The sequence below is a fragment of the Bacillus sp. JJ783 genome (assembly GCF_036963225.1).
GTDB lineage: Bacteria > Bacillota > Bacilli > Bacillales > Bacillaceae_G > Bacillus_A > Bacillus_A cereus_U.
Map to the genome: position 1 here is coordinate 1 of NZ_JBALMG010000058.1, position 18949 is coordinate 18949.

Genomic DNA, 18949 nt, shown 5'->3' on the forward strand with positions numbered 1-18949 from the left:
ATTTATTATTTCTTTCTCTAAATATTGTAAGTATTGATCAACCGGTTGGCGTTCAATAAATACTTTATTAAAATCACAATAGTGACAAATATGCTGACAAAATGGAATATGAATATATGCAGCTTGTACCAAATATAACTCCTACCTTTCTAAAAAGAAAACCTCCGCGTTCCGGAGGGTCCTTTACTTTTATAAAGTGTTACGAATTTGTTCCATTCGCATTTTTCCCCAATCATACATCATTTCAACGATCGGTAAAAGCGACATACCTAATTCCGTCATATAGTACTCAACTCGCGGAGGAATTTCCGGGTATACTGTTCGATCAACAATCCCGTCCTCCATTAACTCTTTCAATTGATTTGACAACACTTTATGAGAAATGCTCGGGAACAGACGTTGTAATTCACTAAAACGATGCGGACCTTCCACACCTAAGTGCCACAATATCACAACTTTCCACTTCCCACTAATAATAGAAAGCGTCAGTTCCTTTTCGCAATTAAAATTACCTTTTTGTATTTTCTCTCGAATATCTTTTCGAATATTTTCGGACATTAATAGTCTCCTAACTCTATATCAATCACTAAAAAGCTCTCTCACTATTGTAAATGAGAGATGCTAAGATGTCTAAAAAGTAGCATATAAAAAAAGAAGCCGAACGAACGGCTTCTTTTTTTATCACAATTGGTGCGGGCTAATAATTAGCGAAGAATAGAAAAATCCCCACTAATTATAGTTCACTCTATTAGTTATCATCCATTTTCAGTACAGCCATGAACGCTTCTTGCGGCACTTCTACAGAACCAACAGACTTCATACGTTTTTTACCTTCTTTTTGCTTATCAAGAAGTTTACGCTTACGAGAAATGTCACCACCGTAACATTTTGCAAGTACGTTTTTACGCATCGCCTTAATTGTAGAACGAGATACAACTTTATTTCCGATAGTCGCCTGAATTGGCACTTCAAACTGTTGTCTTGGAATTAATTTCTGTAATTTCTCTACAATTACTTTACCACGGTCATACGCTGAATCACGATGTACAATAAATGATAAAGCATCCACTTGTTCATTATTTAAAAGAATATCCATTTTCACAAGCTTAGATGGTTTATAACCAATTAACTCGTAGTCAAATGATGCATATCCTTTCGTATTTGATTTCAATTGATCGAAGAAATCATATACGATTTCTGATAACGGGATTTCATATGTCAATGTAACACGTGTTTCATCTAAATATTGCATATCAATAAACGTTCCACGTTTCCCTTGGCAAATTTCCATTACAGCTCCAACATAGTCATTCGGAACCATAATTGCAGCCTTCACAAACGGCTCTTCTACACGATCGATAGCCTGTGGATCTGGCATATTAGATGGATTATCAACAATAAGATCTTCACCGTTTGTTAAATACACTTTATAAATAACGCTTGGCGCTGTTGTAATTAAGTCAATCTTGAATTCACGTTCAATACGTTCTTGAATAATCTCCATGTGAAGCAGACCTAAGAAACCACAACGGAAACCAAAACCTAAAGCTTGAGATGTTTCAGGCTCAAATTCAAGAGCAGAATCATTCAATTCTAGTTTTTCTAACGCATCACGTAAGTCGTTATAACGTGCAGAATCGATTGGATATAAACCACAGAATACCATTGGATTTAATTTACGATACCCTTTTAACGGCCCTGCAGCTGGACGCTTTGCATGTGTAATCGTATCACCTACGCGTGTATCTCCTACGTTTTTAATAGATGCTGCTAAGAAACCTACATCACCTACTGTTAACTCGTCACGTTGCGTTGTTTTCGGTGTAAACACACCTACTTCTGTTACTTCAAATTCTTTTCCAGTTGCCATCATACGTACTTTATCGCCAACTTTTACCGTTCCATTTACAACACGGATATATGCAATTACACCACGGTACGGATCATATAAAGAATCGAAAATCATACATTGTAACGGCTCTTCTGAATCACCTGTTGGAGCTGGTACCTTTTCAACGATTTGTTCTAAAATATCTTCAATACCAATGCCAGCTTTCGCTGAAGCAAGTACAGCTTCCGATGCATCTAAACCAATTACATCTTCTACCTCTTGACGTACGCGTTCTGGGTCTGCACTTGGTAAGTCGATTTTATTAATAACTGGTAAGATTTCTAAATTATTATCAAGCGCTAAATATACGTTCGCTAATGTTTGCGCCTCAATTCCTTGCGCTGCATCCACAACAAGAATTGCACCTTCACAAGCCGCTAAACTACGAGATACTTCGTACGTAAAGTCGACGTGTCCTGGAGTATCGATTAAGTGAAGAATATACTCTTCACCGTCTTTCGCTTTATACGTTAGTTGTACTGCATTTAATTTAATTGTAATACCACGCTCACGCTCCAACTCCATAGAGTCAAGCAATTGCGCCTTCATTTCGCGCTGTGCCAACGCGTTTGTTTTCTCCAAAATACGGTCTGCCAACGTTGATTTCCCGTGGTCAATGTGAGCAATGATGGAGAAGTTACGAATTTTGGACTGTCTTTTTGCTCTTTCTTCTTTATTCATCTATGTTCTCAACTCCTAATAGTCTCGCCAATATACACTAGCACTGATTATATCAATAGAGCAGCAAAGATTCAATGAAAACTCGTGCTGCTTACAATACAAATCACTCTATCTATATCTTATGCGAACAAACCATAAGAGACAAACCTTTTTCAAATTAAAGGACGACTCTCTTACAAACCAATAAGACAACCGTCCTTCCTGCTATCCTTAACTAAAAATCCCTTTTATTGCCCCAACCACTATATCCGTCCCAAACTTTGTCATATCACGAGCAACACTTGCTATCGCCATACCGATACCTTCTACAACATTAAAACTTCTTAAGCTTTCTAACTGTTTTTGTTTTTCAATAGCCGAAAACGTATCTCTCGAAATTTCTGATTCAGCCCCAGCGCCTTCTGTTCCTGTCATATGAGCAATTTGTTCATATGACAGCTGACGATACCCCTTCATACTTTTCAGACCATGATTAGCGAGTGCCACTCCAGCTATCATCATAAGCAAGCATAAGACTGTACCGCATATACATAACAGCGTAAATCGACTCAAACTATTTCTGCCTCTTTCCATCAATGTGTATAGGCCCCTGTGTTATCTTGATCAATCTGATGATGCAGTGCTGCATTTAAACCACTTGCTATTACATTTGCCATATCCTCAATAAACGCATCTACTTCTTTTGGGGTTACCATTAAATTATGACCAAGAGGAGATAACACTTCATAAATCAACTTTCTCTTTTCTTCTTCTTCTAACGTACCAATAGCCCCTAAAAACATATTTCGACTCTTTTCATCTGGCATATCTTCTTCTATTAATTTTTTCTTTTCTCCAAATGTAAAACCAGCTGGTAATAAAGAGCGTGATGGTTTGTTTCCTTCTTTCAGTTCCCGGCCAAAATGTTTCAAAATAAAATCAATTGTATCACTCGTAATCGAAACGGCATCTACCACAGTTGGCACACCAATTGCGATAACAGGAATACCTAATGTTTCTTTACTTAGTTCCTTACGCTTATTCCCAACACCAGATCCTGGATGAATTCCTGTATCAGAAATTTGTATCGTACTATTTACTCGTTCAATAGAACGCGCAGCTAATGCATCAATTGCGATGACAAAGTCTGGTTTTGTCTTTTCAATAATTCCGTAAATGACATCGCTCGTTTCGATTCCTGTAATCCCCATTACCCCTGGACGAATCGCACTAACAGGTCTAAAACCCTCTTCCACACTTTCAGGCTGCAATTTAAACAAATGTCTCGTCACCAGTACGTTCTCTACAACTATCGGTCCGAGTGCATCCGGCGTTACATTCCAATTCCCAAGCCCGACGATTAAACAACTCGCTTCTTTTGAAACACCAACCTCTTCTAAGAAATAAGAAAATTCTTTTGCAAAAATACGCTCTACTTTTTGCTGAAGTTCCGTATCTTGTTGTCGTATACCTTGCACCTCAAGAGTTAAATAATTCCCAGGTTTTTTCCCCATCGACTCAGATGCAATTTCATCAATAGTTACTTTTGTAATTGTAACGCCCTCTTCTTCCCTCTCTTTTACAATAACTCCCTGTATCCCTTTTTGTTCTTCTTGGCGCTCTTGCAGCATTTGGTGCGCCTCTACAGCAAGGTCAGTTCTAACACTATATTTACTTAAATCTAATGGTTCTTTCATCGTATCTCCTCCGTAATTCATAGTAAATATCGTTAGATTTCCCCAAGTTATATTAGGTCATTCTTTCCTTTACGTGAAATTTCATTGATATACTATTGCAATTCTCTTCACCGTTTGATAAAATATCACTTGTTCTATGTAAGAATCGAGTCATTCGATTGCACCAGGGAGGTGAAAAGTATGGCAAACATCAAATCTGCTATCAAACGCGCTAAACTTAGCGAAGAGCGTCGTTCACATAACGCTTCTATCAAGTCTGACATGCGTACTGCTGTTAAAACTGTAGAAACTTTAGTTACTAATAACGATCTTGAAAATGCTAAAGAAGCTTTCAAAACTGCTTCTAAAAAACTTGACAAAGCAGCTCGTAAAGGTCTTATCCACCAAAACGCTGCAGCTCGTCAAAAATCTCGCTTAGCGAAACAAGTAAACGCGTAAGGCGTTTAAAAAACGATCCATTCGGATCGTTTTTTATATACACAAAAAAGTTCACGTATTTAGTACGTGAACTTTTTTGTGTTACTACATATGATTTAACCGCATTAAGAAAAACTCAAGCACAAGTTTCTTATCCATCTTTCCAGTCTTCATACTATAATCAGCTTCCGCTAATTCTATAATAACTTTTTTTAATTCTTCAAAAGAGAAAAACTTCGTTTGATTCATCGCCAACTTTACCCGGTACGGGTGCACACCAATATGGGAAGCAATTTGATTTTGTCCGTAACCACGCTGTTGTAATTCTTTCACTTGATGGAGCAAGCGGAATTGACTTACTAATAACGCGAGCAGTTTAATTGGTTCTTCCTGCTGTGTAAATAATCCGTCTAAAATTTGCATCGCACCAGCGATATCTTTTTTCACCACTTTTTCTGTTAAAGCAAACACATTTTGCTCAACAGATTTCGGCACAAGTTCCGTGACAAGTTTTGGCGTAATTTCTCCGCCCATACCGACGTATAACGTTAACTTGTCCATTTCCTTCGCCAACATTGTTACATTACTTCCCACAAGCTCTAACAACAAACTAACAGCTGCATTATCAATATGCACATGCACCTCATCCGCACGGGAAACAATCCACTTCTGAACATCCTGCACTTGCATCGCATTTGCTTCTATTACATCCGCTGTTTTCTTTAATAGTTTTGTAATTTTTTTTCGTTCGTCTAATTTTTCATAAGGCGCAACAAAAACAAGAATAGAAAAAGGGGATGGCTCCCCAATATATTCTTCTAAAATTTTTATATTTTGTTCTAATTTTTCTTTTTGTGCCGTTAAAAATAATGGTGATTTTATTAATATAACTTTACGCTCTCCAAAAAAAGGAAGCGTATGCGCATCCTCAACTACATCTTCTAAATACGCTTCTTCCAAATCGTATGTCACAACATTAAACTCTCGATCTTCCTCCTCAAGCGCTTCCGTTGTAATAAGCTTTATCGTTTCATTTATAAAATAGGCTTCCGTTCCATACAGTACATACAACGGAGCGAACTGTTTCTTTTTAATCTTCTTATGTATATCACTCATATTTTTTCCTACTCCCTAACTTGGCAATATATATTTATACTAATGCCCTAGCTTTTGTTTTACAAGTACAAAGGGACGAGCTTTATAACCCGCCCCTTTATTTATATAAAACGCCACGCAATAAGCCCCGGATTTCTTATTGGTGTGCGGTAATCACCTTCCCTTTATTATTTACAATAATAACCTTAGTATAAGTGCCAACTGTTAACATGATTGGAAATGAAAAATTCACGCTACTTAGCTAACTAGAAGAAGTGTAGAAATACTCTATTTCGCTTCACATGGAAATTGTAGATTTTTTTCTGACAATATTTTATACTAAAATGGAATGTTGGGGAGGGATTCTAAATGAATGATTTTGAACAAAACGTTCAAAGTAAACGCAATGACGCTATTGATTCAGGGGTAGGATTTATCGTCTCATTTGGTTTTTTCGCAACACTTTTCATTATTGCAACTGTTATTAAATTCATCGGTTCTTAAAGGCTGCTGCTTAACGGCAGTCTTCTTTTTTCATCTTCTATGTGTTTCATCATATGTGATTTTACTTTGAAAGGTTCCTTTTTCTCCATTAAAAACATAGGAAATAGCCCCTTGCTTATCCGTACGCCATATATCAATACCCATCTTCTTAAAACGCTCTATAACTTCCTTATGCGGGTGCCCATACCTATTACGCTCTCCCACAGAAATAATCGCTACACTAGGCTGTACAAGGCTTAAAAAAGGATTTGTAGACGATGTTTTACTCCCATGGTGAGCAACTTTTAAAATATTAGCCCGCAAATCAGGATATGTCGATACTATAAACTTTTCCCCTTCTTCTTCTAAATCACCCGTAAATAGCCATGTTAGTCCCCCTAGTCTGGCCCATAGTACAATCGAAGAGTCATTTTCTCCCTTTTCTTTCCCCTTTGGAGCTAATATGAAAAATTCCGCTTCATTTACCCTCCAACCTTCCCCTTCTCCTACTACACTTATCTTCATGCTCTTTTCTAACGCCTTTTTCTTCACCACTTTTTCCAATACAGCATCTTGTTCCTTTCTCCCAAATACAACTTCTTTTACAATAATAGATGACAGCAAATCCAGCGCAGCACCTATATGATCCGCATCTCCATGCGTTACAATTAATTTATCAATCGTTTTTATACCTTCTTTTTGTAAAAAAGGAACAAGAATATCATGCCCAACAGAAAATTCATGCTTTTTCTGTTGCCACGCTTCCTTCTTGAAAGGAAGGGCTCCTCCTGTATCAATAAGATAAACCTCTTTATCGTACGGAAGACGAATTAATATTGCATCTCCCTGTCCAACATCAAGAAATGTAACACTCCCACTTTCGCGAAAATATGGATATACATAATGACAAGTACTAATAAAAAGAAACACACCCACAACTATGCACAAGATTTTTTTCGTTATTACTCTTTCCCAAATCACAAATATACTAACGATACTAAAACAATATATAGCCACAAGAAATAAAGGAGTTTGACCAAAAGTAAGTCGGATGAAAGGGAAACTTTCACAGTAACTTAGAAAGTCATTAGAAATGGTTAAACATAATGAAAGTACATATGCAATTCCTTTTGCGAAAAATGGAATAACCGGCATACATATAAGAATAATAATGCTACACGGCAATACAATAATGGATAGAAAAGGAACATATATAAGATTGAGGAAAATGCTATAAGGAGAAAAATAACCAAAATGATATAACAAGATGGGGGTACTAGCGAGCTGTGAAATTATAGAAATGTAAATAGAATTTCGAACTACTCCATTACTACGCCCTAATAATATCGGCGCAGATAGTAGTAAAGCAAAACTACCTACAAATGAGAATTGAAATCCAATGTTGAAAATAAGATACGGATCGTATATAAGCATACATATAGCTGTTATACTTAAGGCGTCTAGACTAGATAAGCGAATAGAGCACATGAAAGCTACCAACAATAAAACTCCTGTTATAGAAGCCCTCACAACAGATGGCGACGCCCCAGCTACGATCATATATAGAGGAATGCAAACTATAAGGCATACTGTTGCTGTCTCTTTCGTCACACCACTTCTTAGTAAAACAAAATACATTATAACCATTAATAATACGATATGCGATCCTGAAATTGCCAACAAATGTATAAGACCAAATTGTTGATATTGCTCTTCTACTTCAAACGTCATTTGTTGTCGATCTCCAAATAATAATGCGTTCATAAATGCACCTGATTGTTCTGGGAACATTTCTGTAACTTTCGAGATTGTTTGTTGCCTGAGAAGAAAAATCCAGTGCACGAGTGACAACGATGTTTTTTGGCATTCAGAAATGTATGTCACATCAAATATAAAATGTATTTTTTGCTGATATAAATAATTACGATAATCAAAAACATGAAAATTCCGGGCAGTTTGTGGTTCTTTCACCTCCCCTTTAAATGCACACGATATACCTGCATGTAATTGTTGCAACCGCTTCTTTTCCGAAGCAGATTGTATTTTATAATTTAACTGCACTAAGTTTTTATTCTGATCTTCAATTTGAAAAGAAAGACGATCCCCATTAATTAGAGGTGTATTTTGCACGACCCCTCGTGTAACTTCATAGGACTCCCCTAGCGGCTTATTTAAACTCTGAACATATGTGGTGTACATAGCGCTACTAAAACACGCTATCATACAAAAAATGAAGGTTTTACGCGAAGTACGATATAAACAAAATAAAACATAACAAACGAAACAACAAGCAGTCAACAAATGCGACGTGGAAAAGGTAATTGCAATCCCAATTATAAACGAGATTGCAACATAGCCCCATTGTCCATTCAACTCATACTCACTCCTTATAGCATCATTTTCGCTTTAGTGAATACACGCTGTAATTCTTCCATTGATAAATTATCTTTTTCTAAAGCTGCGAATAATTCCTTTAGCTGCAAATGACGCTCTTGTTCCTCTAGCGATGTAATATCATATTCTAGCGGAACGTGCTTCACTGTTACACTCGCCTGTTCAAATAACTCTACGGCATACGGATGATTTTTATAATCCTGTGCATAATAAACTGCTGTAACACCACTTTGAATAATCGCCTTACAGCACTGCAAACAAGGAAAATGTGTGACATAAATTTCCGCTTCCTCTGTTTTTGCACCAAACTTCGCACATTGCAATAAAGCATTCATTTCCGCATGAATTGTACGAACACAATGATTATCAATGACATAGCAACCATCGTCTATACAATGTACACCACCTTTAATTGAACCGTTATATCCACCAGCAATAATTCGTTTATCACGAACGATTGTCGCTCCTACTGCAAGCCTTGTACATGTACTACGTAAAGATAGTAGATGGCTTTGCGTCATAAAATATTGATCCCATGAAATTCGTTCCATATTTTTCACCTTCTTTTTTGTCTACTTGTAGTGTAGCGAAAAAAGAAAAACTTCGTCAATCTTTTACGGAATAATAATTTGATCTTTTATTTTCTCTAAAGACTTCGCACCAATCCCATCAATTTCTAATAAATCTTCTATTTTCTGAAACGGACCGTGTTCTTCTCGGTATTTCAAAATACTTTCTGCCTTCCGAGAACCAATGCCTGTAATTTTTTCAAGTTGCTCTTTAGAAGCTGCGTTTATTTGAATCTTTGCCTCGCCCTTTGAAAAAGCGGCCACCTCTTGTACTTGCTCATTTTTATTCGGTACATAAAGGATCATTTGATCTTGTACAATTTGCGCTAAATTCACCTTCTTCACATCTGCTTCTAGTAAAAAACCACCCGCCTTTTCAACGGCATCCTTCGCTCGGTCCCCCTCTTTCATTTCATACACACCTTCTCTTACAACCGCCCCTTTCACATCAATTATAATTATTTTTTTCTGTTCTTTTGTATCCAATACTTTCGGTTTACTTTTTTTCTCCACATCTTTCGCTTGAACTTCCGTTGTAATGAGCGATTGCTCTGTTTGCTGATTCGTTTTCCAGAAAAAAAGAAAAATCAAAGTGCCAATAATAACCACTAATCCCAACCATTTTTTCGAAAAATCCCACATCATTTTACACCTCTAATCATAAATTTATAACATCATTCATATTGTTTAGGAGAAAGCTGTTACGAAGGAGGGATGAAACATTGAACATAGGAATTATAGGGACAGGGAACATGGGGAATATACTAATCGATGCATTTTTAGAAACCCGTGCTGTCAAACCTTCGTGCCTTACTATTATTAATCGGACGCCTGCCAAAGCATATCATATAAAAGAAAAATACCCTTCTGTTCATGTAGCCAAAACAATCCAAGAGGTAATCGAACAATCCCAGCTTATTTTCATTTGCGTAAAACCAATAGATATATACCCTATTCTACAAAAATACGCTGACTATTTTTCAGACGAAAATTGCTTAGTTTCTATCACAAGCCCCATATCTCCATCACAATTAGAAACACTTATACCTTGCCACGTCGCTCGTATCATTCCAAGCATCACAAACCGCGCCTTATCTGGTGCATCACTATTTACCTTTGGAAATAACTGCTCTGAAGAATGGCAACAAAAACTACTTCGTCTATTCAAAAACATTTCTACTCCCCTTGTTATAGAAGAAGATATAACGCGCGTTTCATCTGATATAGCAAGCTGTGGCCCTGCTTTTTTTAGTTATTTATTACAATGTTTCATTAACGCTGCTGTAGATAAAACAAATATTACACACGAAGAAGCCACTACTTTAGTAAGTGAAATGGTCATTGGAATGGGGAAATTACTTGAAAAAGAAATTTTTACATTACCTACTTTACAAGAAAAGGTATGCGTTAAAGGCGGTGTTACAGGAGAAGGTATTCGTATTTTAGAAGAGCACGTTGGGGATATGTTTCATAAATTAATCGAACGGACACATGAGAAATTTGATGAAGATTTAAAATGCGTTGAGCAGCAATTCAATAAACACACATAATAAATACGCCACCATAATCCCAAACCCTTTTTATTAATACTTATCTTTTTCATGCTATATTTTCACTAAAACTAGCATTTTTACACTTTACACATATCATCTTTTTATTTTTCTAGAACTAAAACTACATCTTTTCTATAAAACAAAAGCAACCTTATCGGTTGCTTTTGTTTTATCCATTCTTCTTCGCCATAAAAAAGATGCGCTCTGTTTGTTCTGTCACTTCAATTCGTTCAAAGTCACCTGTGACGCGAAGTACTGTAAACCCAGCTTCTTCAAGCCATTTTGTTAACACTTCAACCGAATATGCACGCTGCACGTGACATTCGTCAAAACGATGGTACACATCTTCTTCTGAATCTTGTACAAAGAATGTCAAATCATGTTCCACACTATCTGATTCTTCTCCAGGGAAGCAGTTCCAAATAAGTGATATTTCTTCGCCATTCACTGTATATGTTTCATTTTGAAATACATGATGTATTTTATATAAAGAGTGTACATCGAATAAAAACAAGCCATCCTGACGTAAATGGTGGAAAACTCTTCTAAATGTTTCTTGCACTCCATCTTCTTGCAATACATAATTTAATGAGTCACAAAAGATTGTCACACAATCAAATTCACCAGGAACATCGAGCTCTCTCATGTCTTGTTGGTAAAAAGGAATAAAATAACCTTCTCCCCCCAATTTTTGCTGTGCGACAGTTAACATTTCTTCCGAAAGATCTACACCAATTAAATCATAACCTTTTCGTACAAGCGGAAGTGTTACGTTACCAGTTCCACATGCTACGTCAAGAATTTTTGCCTCTTTCATAGATGCCTGTTGCAAACTTTCCTCTGTGAATTCCACCCATTTATCATAAGGGACATCATTCATCAGTTCGTCATACAGCAAAGCAAATTGTTCGTATTTCATTGATCTAGCTCATCTGCAATATCTTCACGCGGCACATCGCCCCATAGACGCTCTAAATTATAGTGATTACGCTCATCTTTATGGAATACATGAGCAACCACATCACCAAGGTCTACTAAAACCCAACGCGCTTCATCAAAGCCTTCCATACGTTGTACGTTAATTTCGAACTCATGTGCCTTCGCTTTAATTTCACGTGCAATTGCTTGTACTTGCTTGTCTGAATTTCCGTGACAAATAATAAAATAGTCTGCAATCGGTGAAATACCTTGCATATTTAGTACAACCATATCTTCTGCTCTCTTATCATCAGCTGCTTTTGCCGCTAATACTAATAACTCTTTATCTTTCATTTATTAATTTCCTCCTTGATAACTGCATTGTATGTTTGGAATGTTAATGGATAAATCGTTTGATCTTTTTCCATTAAAAATTGAATTGTTCGCTTTAAAGCAAACAGTAAAGCTTGATTTATATCTTTATATGCGAGTTTCCTCGCTTCTTCCACACCAGGAAACTTACGTCCGGGTTCAATGTAATCTGCTACATAAATAACTTTATCTAACATCGTCATTTTTTCATGACCACTTGTATGATATGTAATAGCTTGTAGAATTTCAAGATCAGTAATGCCTACTTCTTTTTCTACTAAGTATGCCCCAACAGGTGCATGCCATAACTCTTTATTATAGTGCAGTAGATCCTTTGGCAAAGCTTCTCTCTTAATAATCTCTTCCATTTCTGGAATCGCTCTACATTTTGCATAATCGTGAAATATAGCAGCCGTCTCTGCCTTTTTCTCATCTACACCATATAACCGGGCAAGTTCAATCGCTGTTTCCATTACACCAACCGTGTGTATATAACGTTTTTCATGCATTTGTTGTTTGACAATACTAAGTGCTTCCTCACGATTCATACAACCCATTCCTCTCGATATATACCTGTACTTTTTCGGGGAGTAAATATTTGCACGTTTTCTTCGTCATATATCTCTCACGTAACAGAGAAGAAGAAACTGCAAACTCCGGAATTTCCACTTTTACGATATCATAAGGCGTATGTAATGTGTAACCTGGTCTTGCAACTCCAACGAAAGTCACAAGCTTAAGTAACTTTTCAATGTTATACCACTTCGGCAAATACTCAACCATGTCTCCGCCAATAATAAAGTGAAACTGCACATCCGGATACTTCTCCGTTAATTGTACCATAGTGTCGTACGTATAAGATGGGCCTTCTCTGTCTAGCTCTTCTAAACAAATTGAAAAGTATGCTTCTTCCTCAGTCGCTATTTGCAGCATGTTTAATCGATTTTTCACACTCGTAATGTTACGTCCTTGCTTGTGCGGTGGAATCTGATTCGGCAAAAACCATACCTCTTCCAACCCTAAAGCATGATACACTTCATTTGCAATTAACAAATGCCCATTATGAGGCGGATCAAACGTGCCACCAATAATGCCAATTTTTCTCAAAAGAAACACTCCTTCCTTTTACATACAGCAACTCTCCCCATACATATTCGAAGAGAGCCCACTGTTAATAAAAGTTCAATTGGTTTCGCTTTCTACATATCAAGCGTCCACTACGAAATAACTCACGTATATCTTTTATCGAGGAAGCTTAATCTGCTTATTTTCTCTTGATTCTTTGTATAAAACAATTGTGCTTCCGATTACTTGAACGATTTCAGCTCGTGCACCTTGTGCAAGCTCTTCTGCAACTTCACTACGATCAAATTCACAGTTTTGTAATACGCTCACTTTAAATAGTTCACGAACTTCTAATGCTTCTCCAATTTGTTTCACCATATTTTCATTCACGCCACCTTTTCCAACTTGAAAAATCGGTGTTAAATGATGTGCCTTTGCACGTAAAAATCTTTTTTGTTTTCCTGTTAACATATAATTAGCCTCCAAGCTCTCTCATTACTAATTGTTTCATTCTATCAATATTCGGCACACACCCTGTCCACATTTCAAATGCAAGTGCACCTTGATAAACGAACATATCGATTCCATTTTGAATTATTGCACCTTGTTCTTTCGCATCGCCTAAAATTTTCGTCTCAAATGGATTATAAATAATATCAGAAACAATCGTTCCTTGTTTCAATGAACGAATTTCGAGCGGCGTATACGCAACATGTGGATGCATACCTATCGTTGTTGTTTGGATGATAATATCATATTCCCCTTGATTTTCTGCTGCACATTCTAACGATAGAGCATGTGAATTAACATTTGCCATGCACCCAGCGATAAGATTTTCCGCCTTATCTCTCGTACGATTAGCAATATCAATTTCTTTCACGCCTACATCTGCAAGCGAGAAGTAAATAGCTCGGCTAGCACCACCTGCACCGATTAATAAAATACGTTTCTCTTGAAGTGGATCTTCACTAATTGACTGCAGGGCACGAACAAAACCAATTCCATCTGTATTATACCCAATCAATTTTCCATCTCGATGTACTACTGTATTTACCGCACCGATTTGCCTTGCTAACGGGGCAACCTCATCCAAGTACTCCATAATTGCAACTTTATGTGGAGTCGTTACATTAAATCCTGAAATACCTAATGCTTTCAAACCTTTTACTGCTTCCCCTAGCGCTTCTTCTTCTACAAGAAACGCATGATAATGGGCATCCATATTCAAGTGTTCAAATGCATCGTTATGCATAACGGGTGATAATGAATGTCCAATTGGATTTCCGATTACACCATATAATTGTTTCATAAATCCCTCTCCATATTAAATTAAAGATTTACGTAATGAAACACTTACTCCCTTTGGTACATGAGCAACAATTTTCGCCCCTGATTCATTTACAGTAACCCAGCCCAATCCAGAGAATACAACATCCGTTTTTGGCTCACGAATATTAAATTCATATTTCACAAACTCAGGCATATTTTCTAATTCTTCCGGTGTCGGTGGATTCAATAATTCTCCAGCGTGTCTTTCGTACAATTCATCAGCCTTTTCAAGCTTTGTACGATGGATTGTTAAACGGTTTGAGAAATGACAAGTAAATGCACGACGGCCTCCACTTACATAATCAAATCGTGCTAATCCACCAAAGAATAATGTTTGTTCTTCATTTAATTGGAATACCATTGGCTTAACTTCTGTAGTCGGTGTAATAAGCTTTAAGCTTTGTTTCCCAACATAATGCGCCATTTGATGATGATTAATAATACCTGGTGTATCGTATAAAGATGATGTTTCGTCTAATGGGATATCAATTAAATCAAGCGTTGTTCCTGGGAAATGTGATGTTGTAATTACATTCTCAGTCTCATCACTAAACTCTTTAATCATACGATTAATAAATGTTGATTTACCAACATTCGTACATCCAACAACATAAACATCTTTACCTTCGCGGTAATGCTCAATTGCATCAGCAAGTTCAGTGATTCCTTGTCCTTTAGCTGCACTAATCAAAAAGACATCTTCTGGTTTTAAACCAAGTTGCTTTGCACTATAGCGCATCCAATGTTTTACTTTATCATGCTTAACTGACTTTGGAATTAAGTCAGCCTTATTCCCTACAAGTAATACTTTATTGTTCCCTACAAAACGATGTAAGCCCGGTAACCAGCTACCATTGAAATCGAAAATATCTACGATTTTAACCACTAGTGCGTCTGATTGTCCAATTCCGTTCAAAATACGAAGGAAATCATCATCTGTTAAAGATACATCTTGAATTTCGTTATAATGTTTCAAACGAAAACAACGTTGGCAAATTACTTGTTCTTTTTCTAAAGATGATACAGGAGCGTATCCTACTTCATTTTTATTTTCTGTTTGAATTTCTACACCGCAACCAATACATTTAATTGTTTCAGTCAAACTTTATTCCTCCCAGTTAATTAAGCCTTTTTTCTTCATGTTTCTCATAATTCTTCGTTCAATTTTTCGATTAAAGCGTGTCACCAATCCGTCCGTTTGCGCTACCGGTACAACTAAAATTGTATGAAGTCCCACACGATTCCCACCGAGCACATCCGTTAGTAACTGATCTCCAATTACTACAACTTCATCTGGCTGCAGGTGCATCTCGTGTATCGCACGCTTAAATGCGCGAACAAACGGTTTGCGCGCACTATGAATAAACGGAATACCTAATGGATCAGCGAATTCTTTAACGCGTTGCTCGTTATTATTTGAAACGACCGTTACTTGAATATCATTTTCTTTCATTTTCAAAAACCACTCTTCAAGCTGTGGTGTTGCGTTTGGACGATCCCATTCAATTAAAGTGTTATCTAAATCAGTGATAACTCCTTTAATTCCACGTTTTTTCAAATCTTCTGCTTGAACATGATATACATTTTTCACATATTCATTTGGTAAAAATAACTTCAATTTCTTTCACCTCTTTGAGGATTTTTCATAAAATTTTTCGACAGCATTTTTCGATAGATAACCTGTGGATAAACTTGTACACACTTTCCACATTAATTTTTCAGTCAATTTGGAATTTACTAACATTCTATACACATTTTATCCACTGAGGTATGTGGATAACCTCTTGTTTGTGACTGTCATATTTTTTTGGTACATTAAATGCAACAACGAATCAATCCTTATATTATTAGGAGGTGACTCACCTTGAAAACAAAACATATGGAACAGTTATCTACTGATTTACTCACTGAGTCTTATTATAAAGCAAAAGAACTAAAATTAAATCCCGACTTCATTTTACTTATAAAACAAGAAATTATTAGACGCTCGTTAGAGGACAAGCTCGTCAAATCTTCTTGAGTACATATAGATTGCTGATTGACCTGTAAAAAGAGCCATCCTGCGATGGCTCTCGAATAAACAAGTACTCCCATCTAGGGGATTTCTTCATCAAGCATCTTTGTCCACATTTCTTAATTAGAGCTTCATAAGTATATTATAAAATCTTTTCTTTACTTATGAGATACTCGGGTTGCAATTTTTTCACCAAGACGCAGCTCTTGCCCACTTGTCAATTCCTGCACTGCTTCAATCATATCTTTTTCAAATAATAAAACAACTGTTGAGCCAAATGTAAAGTATGCCATCTCTTCACCTTTTTGAACAGTACTTCTTTCATGAAGGAGCTCGATACTATTAACAAACATAGCACCTACTTTTACAAGCGCCATATGTTCGCCTTCACTATTTACTTCTGTAACAGAGCGATAATTTTTTGACAATGGTTCTTTCCCATACTCCATACCCGCTGCATTTACCGGATATGATTTTCTGCCGAGTACAAATCTTTCAGTCACAGACCCAGAGAGCGGACTATGAATACGATGATAATGACTTGGACTCAAATAAATTACCATATATGTACCGCCTGCATATCGCTTTGCACGCTCTTCATTACCTAGCATATCCACAATTGAATAACGCTTTCCTTTTATATCGAATGTTTTTGTATCCTCAATAGGACCTTGATCAGCAAAAACACCATCAACAGGACTAACGATACTCGATGCATCAGTATCAATACTACGCTTTCCTTCTTTTAGCCTACGTGTAAATAAATCATGCAATGTTCGATATTCCTTCAAACCCTTTTCCATCTCATCTTGATTAATTTGAAAAACTTTCGCATATGATGGAATAATGATAGAGCTCAAACGAGATTGTGCAAATTTACGTAATATATAAGAAGTAAAACGACCATTTGTAAGTTCGATCATAAGTCGATATAATGTCCGTCGCAAATTACGAAACCTCCTAATCAGCCTATAACTTTAGTTTCCCCTTCTTTTCTCTCTATATCATATGTAAAATTGGTTCTTATTCCCACATATAGAATGGAGCCGTCTCGTTATACACGAAGAAAAACTAAGTATAATTTTTATTCTTAAATTGTTTAGCACCTTCTAATATTACAGATAGAACCCACCATTTTCAACAGTGAACATGTATTTCTTCTGAGAGCAGCTCGTTTTCTTTCCGTTTTCCCGAAAGAAAAGCAGCCACTTTTAAAGTGTAGCTGCCTACAATATACATTATTCTTTTGCTTTTTTCTCTTTCTCAGCCCGCACAAATTCGTGGAACATTTTCATTAAAGCACGCTTTTCAATTCGCGATACGTAGCTTCTTGAAATACCAAGTGCCTTCGCAATCTCCCTCTGTGTTTTCTCTTTATCAAGCCCAAGTCCAAAACGCTTCACAATTACTTCTTTCTCTCGTTCGTCTAAAATATCGATATACTCTTTAATTTTTTCTAACTCCATACTAAGCTGAATCATATCAATTACATCTTCAGATTCTGATTTTAATATATCAATAAGCGATATTTCATTACCCTCTTTATCTTGCCCGATTGGATCATGAAGTGAAACGTCTTTTTTCGTTTTCTTCAGCACACGTAAATGCATCAAAATTTCATTTTCGATACAGCGCGCTGCATATGTTGCAAGCTTAGTTCCTTTCCCTGCTGAATAGCTTTCAATCGCTTTAATAAGCCCAATGGTACCAATTGAAATTAAATCTTCTGCATCTTCACCAGTGTTTTCAAATTTCTTAACAATATGAGCTACAAGCCGTAAATTATGTTCAATTAAAAGATTTCTCGCTTGAGCATCACCTTGCTCCATTAACTCTAAGTACTTTCTCTCATCATCTGATGATAACGGCTGCGGAAACGCATTGTTCTTCACATAAGAAACAAATACAAACACTTCTCGAACCATATATCCAATTGCGGCGAATAGACTCAAACCTTTCACCTCCGCCAAAATAGTGGTCTTTACTATGTGTATGTGGGCATGAGGTTGTTTGTGTCTGTACGATATCATTCCAACATGTTTTTAAGCATGATATTTGTCGCATAAAGCTTCGTTACATATACTTAAACAAAAGATAGGAGGTTAAAATGTGAAACATTTTATTACCTTCTTGTACCAGAGTAGCTTGTAAGAGATGAACTCCTTGTACGCTCTTGCAAGCTGCTTGTACTACAAGGAGGGATTACAAATATGAAATTTGAAAGAACACGTGCTTATACAAGACACCAACGTCAGCGTACAATGCGCCGAAAGATGAATATTGCAAAACACGCATGGGGATATACTCCTGAAATTGTCGGTATTTTTGCAAAAGGAAAAGTTCACTGTTCTTGCGGCATGTGTACAACAAAGTGGAGAACAGAAGGACCACCTGCCAGTGTACAGAAGTGGTTATACAAAATTGATACATGCGAAGAATAATCGTTCTTTCTAAAAAAGGTCTTCTCTCGAAGACCTTTTTCCCTATTTAAA

Annotated in this window: 23 protein-coding genes and 1 pseudogene; 5 read left to right on the forward strand and 19 right to left on the reverse strand. The window is 36.7% G+C overall.

Features of this window, described 5'->3' with window-relative positions; genetic code table 11:
• From V7038_RS13345 to gpr, 5 genes and pseudogenes are all read right to left on the reverse strand, one after another.
• Positions 1–132: pseudogene (locus tag V7038_RS13345) on the reverse strand (radical SAM family heme chaperone HemW); the annotation flags it as partial.
• 57 nt (positions 133–189) lie between these two features.
• Complete coding sequence (locus V7038_RS13350) at positions 190–558, reverse strand: winged helix-turn-helix transcriptional regulator (RefSeq protein WP_002111908.1); 369 nt, start codon at positions 556–558, stop codon at positions 190–192.
• Positions 559–748: 190 nt separating this feature from the next.
• Positions 749–2572 (reverse strand): elongation factor 4, encoded by a 1824-nt coding sequence (gene lepA, locus V7038_RS13355; protein ID WP_002111909.1) that lies wholly within the window; start codon positions 2570–2572, stop codon positions 749–751.
• A gap of 210 nt (positions 2573–2782) precedes the next feature.
• Positions 2783–3145, reverse strand: a complete 363-nt coding sequence (locus tag V7038_RS13360; RefSeq protein ID WP_002199322.1) for a YqxA family protein — start codon at positions 3143–3145, stop codon at positions 2783–2785.
• Positions 3145–4248, reverse strand: coding sequence for a GPR endopeptidase (gene gpr, locus V7038_RS13365; protein ID WP_335470495.1), 1104 nt, complete (start codon positions 4246–4248; stop codon positions 3145–3147). The genes V7038_RS13360 and gpr overlap by 1 nt, the downstream gene beginning before the upstream one ends.
• A 180-nt stretch (positions 4249–4428) precedes the next feature.
• Here gpr and rpsT point away from each other — a divergent pair, with 180 nt between their 5' ends.
• Positions 4429–4686, forward strand: a complete 258-nt coding sequence (gene rpsT / locus V7038_RS13370) for a 30S ribosomal protein S20 (protein ID WP_002088694.1) — start codon at positions 4429–4431, stop codon at positions 4684–4686.
• Between the two features lie 84 nt (positions 4687–4770).
• Here rpsT and holA read toward each other — a convergent pair whose 3' ends face one another.
• Positions 4771–5781, reverse strand: a complete 1011-nt coding sequence (holA, locus tag V7038_RS13375; RefSeq protein ID WP_002034073.1) for a DNA polymerase III subunit delta — start codon at positions 5779–5781, stop codon at positions 4771–4773.
• A 348-nt stretch (positions 5782–6129) separates the two neighbouring features.
• Here holA and V7038_RS13380 point away from each other — a divergent pair, with 348 nt between their 5' ends.
• Positions 6130–6264, forward strand: a complete 135-nt coding sequence (locus tag V7038_RS13380) for a YqzM family protein (RefSeq protein ID WP_000997609.1) — start codon at positions 6130–6132, stop codon at positions 6262–6264.
• 30 nt (positions 6265–6294) lie between these two features.
• On the opposite strand, the gene V7038_RS13385 is transcribed toward V7038_RS13380, so the two are convergent.
• From V7038_RS13385 to V7038_RS13395, 3 genes are all read right to left on the reverse strand, one after another.
• Entirely contained in the window at positions 6295–8616 is a 2322-nt protein-coding gene (locus V7038_RS13385) for a DNA internalization-related competence protein ComEC/Rec2 (protein WP_335470497.1), read from the reverse strand.
• A 14-nt stretch (positions 8617–8630) separates the two neighbouring features.
• The gene (locus V7038_RS13390; protein WP_002088698.1) at positions 8631–9188 is read right to left on the reverse strand and encodes a ComE operon protein 2; all 558 of its coding nucleotides are present in this window, start codon (positions 9186–9188) and stop codon (positions 8631–8633) included.
• Positions 9189–9251: 63 nt separating this feature from the next.
• Positions 9252–9851, reverse strand: a complete 600-nt coding sequence (locus tag V7038_RS13395) for a helix-hairpin-helix domain-containing protein (RefSeq protein WP_335470499.1) — start codon at positions 9849–9851, stop codon at positions 9252–9254.
• Positions 9852–9928: 77 nt separating this feature from the next.
• Between V7038_RS13395 and comER the strand changes: the two genes are divergently transcribed.
• Positions 9929–10756 carry a late competence protein ComER gene (comER, locus tag V7038_RS13400; RefSeq protein ID WP_070146888.1) on the forward strand — a complete coding sequence of 276 codons (828 nt, stop codon included), beginning with the start codon at positions 9929–9931 and terminating at the stop codon, positions 10754–10756.
• A gap of 172 nt (positions 10757–10928) precedes the next feature.
• Here the strand turns inward: comER and V7038_RS13405 are convergent, their stop codons facing one another.
• The 8 genes from V7038_RS13405 to V7038_RS13440 form a co-directional block, all read right to left on the reverse strand.
• On the reverse strand, positions 10929–11678 hold the full coding sequence (locus V7038_RS13405; protein WP_002111917.1) for a class I SAM-dependent DNA methyltransferase: 750 nt from the start codon (positions 11676–11678) through the stop codon (positions 10929–10931).
• Positions 11675–12031 carry a ribosome silencing factor gene (gene rsfS, locus V7038_RS13410; RefSeq protein ID WP_000653209.1) on the reverse strand — a complete coding sequence of 119 codons (357 nt, stop codon included), beginning with the start codon at positions 12029–12031 and terminating at the stop codon, positions 11675–11677. Before rsfS ends, V7038_RS13405 begins: the two co-directional genes overlap by 4 nt.
• On the reverse strand, positions 12028–12597 hold the full coding sequence (yqeK, locus tag V7038_RS13415; protein ID WP_002111918.1) for a bis(5'-nucleosyl)-tetraphosphatase (symmetrical) YqeK: 570 nt from the start codon (positions 12595–12597) through the stop codon (positions 12028–12030). Before yqeK ends, rsfS begins: the two co-directional genes overlap by 4 nt.
• A complete protein-coding gene (locus V7038_RS13420; protein ID WP_002111920.1) occupies positions 12587–13156 on the reverse strand; it encodes a nicotinate-nucleotide adenylyltransferase in 570 nt (189 codons plus the stop codon). The genes yqeK and V7038_RS13420 overlap by 11 nt, the downstream gene beginning before the upstream one ends.
• A 135-nt stretch (positions 13157–13291) precedes the next feature.
• Positions 13292–13585: a ribosome assembly RNA-binding protein YhbY gene (gene yhbY, locus V7038_RS13425; protein WP_002015220.1), complete on the reverse strand. Its 294-nt coding sequence runs from the start codon at positions 13583–13585 to the stop codon at positions 13292–13294.
• A gap of 4 nt (positions 13586–13589) precedes the next feature.
• Positions 13590–14423, reverse strand: coding sequence for a shikimate dehydrogenase (gene aroE, locus V7038_RS13430; protein ID WP_002111921.1), 834 nt, complete (start codon positions 14421–14423; stop codon positions 13590–13592).
• 15 nt (positions 14424–14438) lie between these two features.
• Positions 14439–15545, reverse strand: a complete 1107-nt coding sequence (yqeH, locus tag V7038_RS13435) for a ribosome biogenesis GTPase YqeH (protein ID WP_002111922.1) — start codon at positions 15543–15545, stop codon at positions 14439–14441.
• A 3-nt stretch (positions 15546–15548) separates the two neighbouring features.
• Positions 15549–16061, reverse strand: coding sequence for a YqeG family HAD IIIA-type phosphatase (locus V7038_RS13440; protein WP_002111923.1), 513 nt, complete (start codon positions 16059–16061; stop codon positions 15549–15551).
• A gap of 246 nt (positions 16062–16307) precedes the next feature.
• Here V7038_RS13440 and V7038_RS13445 point away from each other — a divergent pair, with 246 nt between their 5' ends.
• Positions 16308–16463: a sporulation histidine kinase inhibitor Sda gene (locus V7038_RS13445; protein ID WP_002015226.1), complete on the forward strand. Its 156-nt coding sequence runs from the start codon at positions 16308–16310 to the stop codon at positions 16461–16463.
• A 152-nt stretch (positions 16464–16615) separates the two neighbouring features.
• Here the strand turns inward: V7038_RS13445 and V7038_RS13450 are convergent, their stop codons facing one another.
• A complete protein-coding gene (locus tag V7038_RS13450) occupies positions 16616–17404 on the reverse strand; it encodes a phosphatidylserine decarboxylase (RefSeq protein ID WP_002145683.1) in 789 nt (262 codons plus the stop codon).
• A gap of 291 nt (positions 17405–17695) precedes the next feature.
• Positions 17696–18409, reverse strand: a complete 714-nt coding sequence (gene sigK, locus V7038_RS13455; RefSeq protein WP_000051382.1) for an RNA polymerase sporulation sigma factor SigK — start codon at positions 18407–18409, stop codon at positions 17696–17698.
• Positions 18410–18667: 258 nt separating this feature from the next.
• On the opposite strand from sigK, the gene V7038_RS13460 reads away from it, so the two are divergent.
• Positions 18668–18898: a hypothetical protein gene (locus V7038_RS13460; protein WP_002111926.1), complete on the forward strand. Its 231-nt coding sequence runs from the start codon at positions 18668–18670 to the stop codon at positions 18896–18898.
• Positions 18899–18949 lie beyond the last annotated feature (51 nt).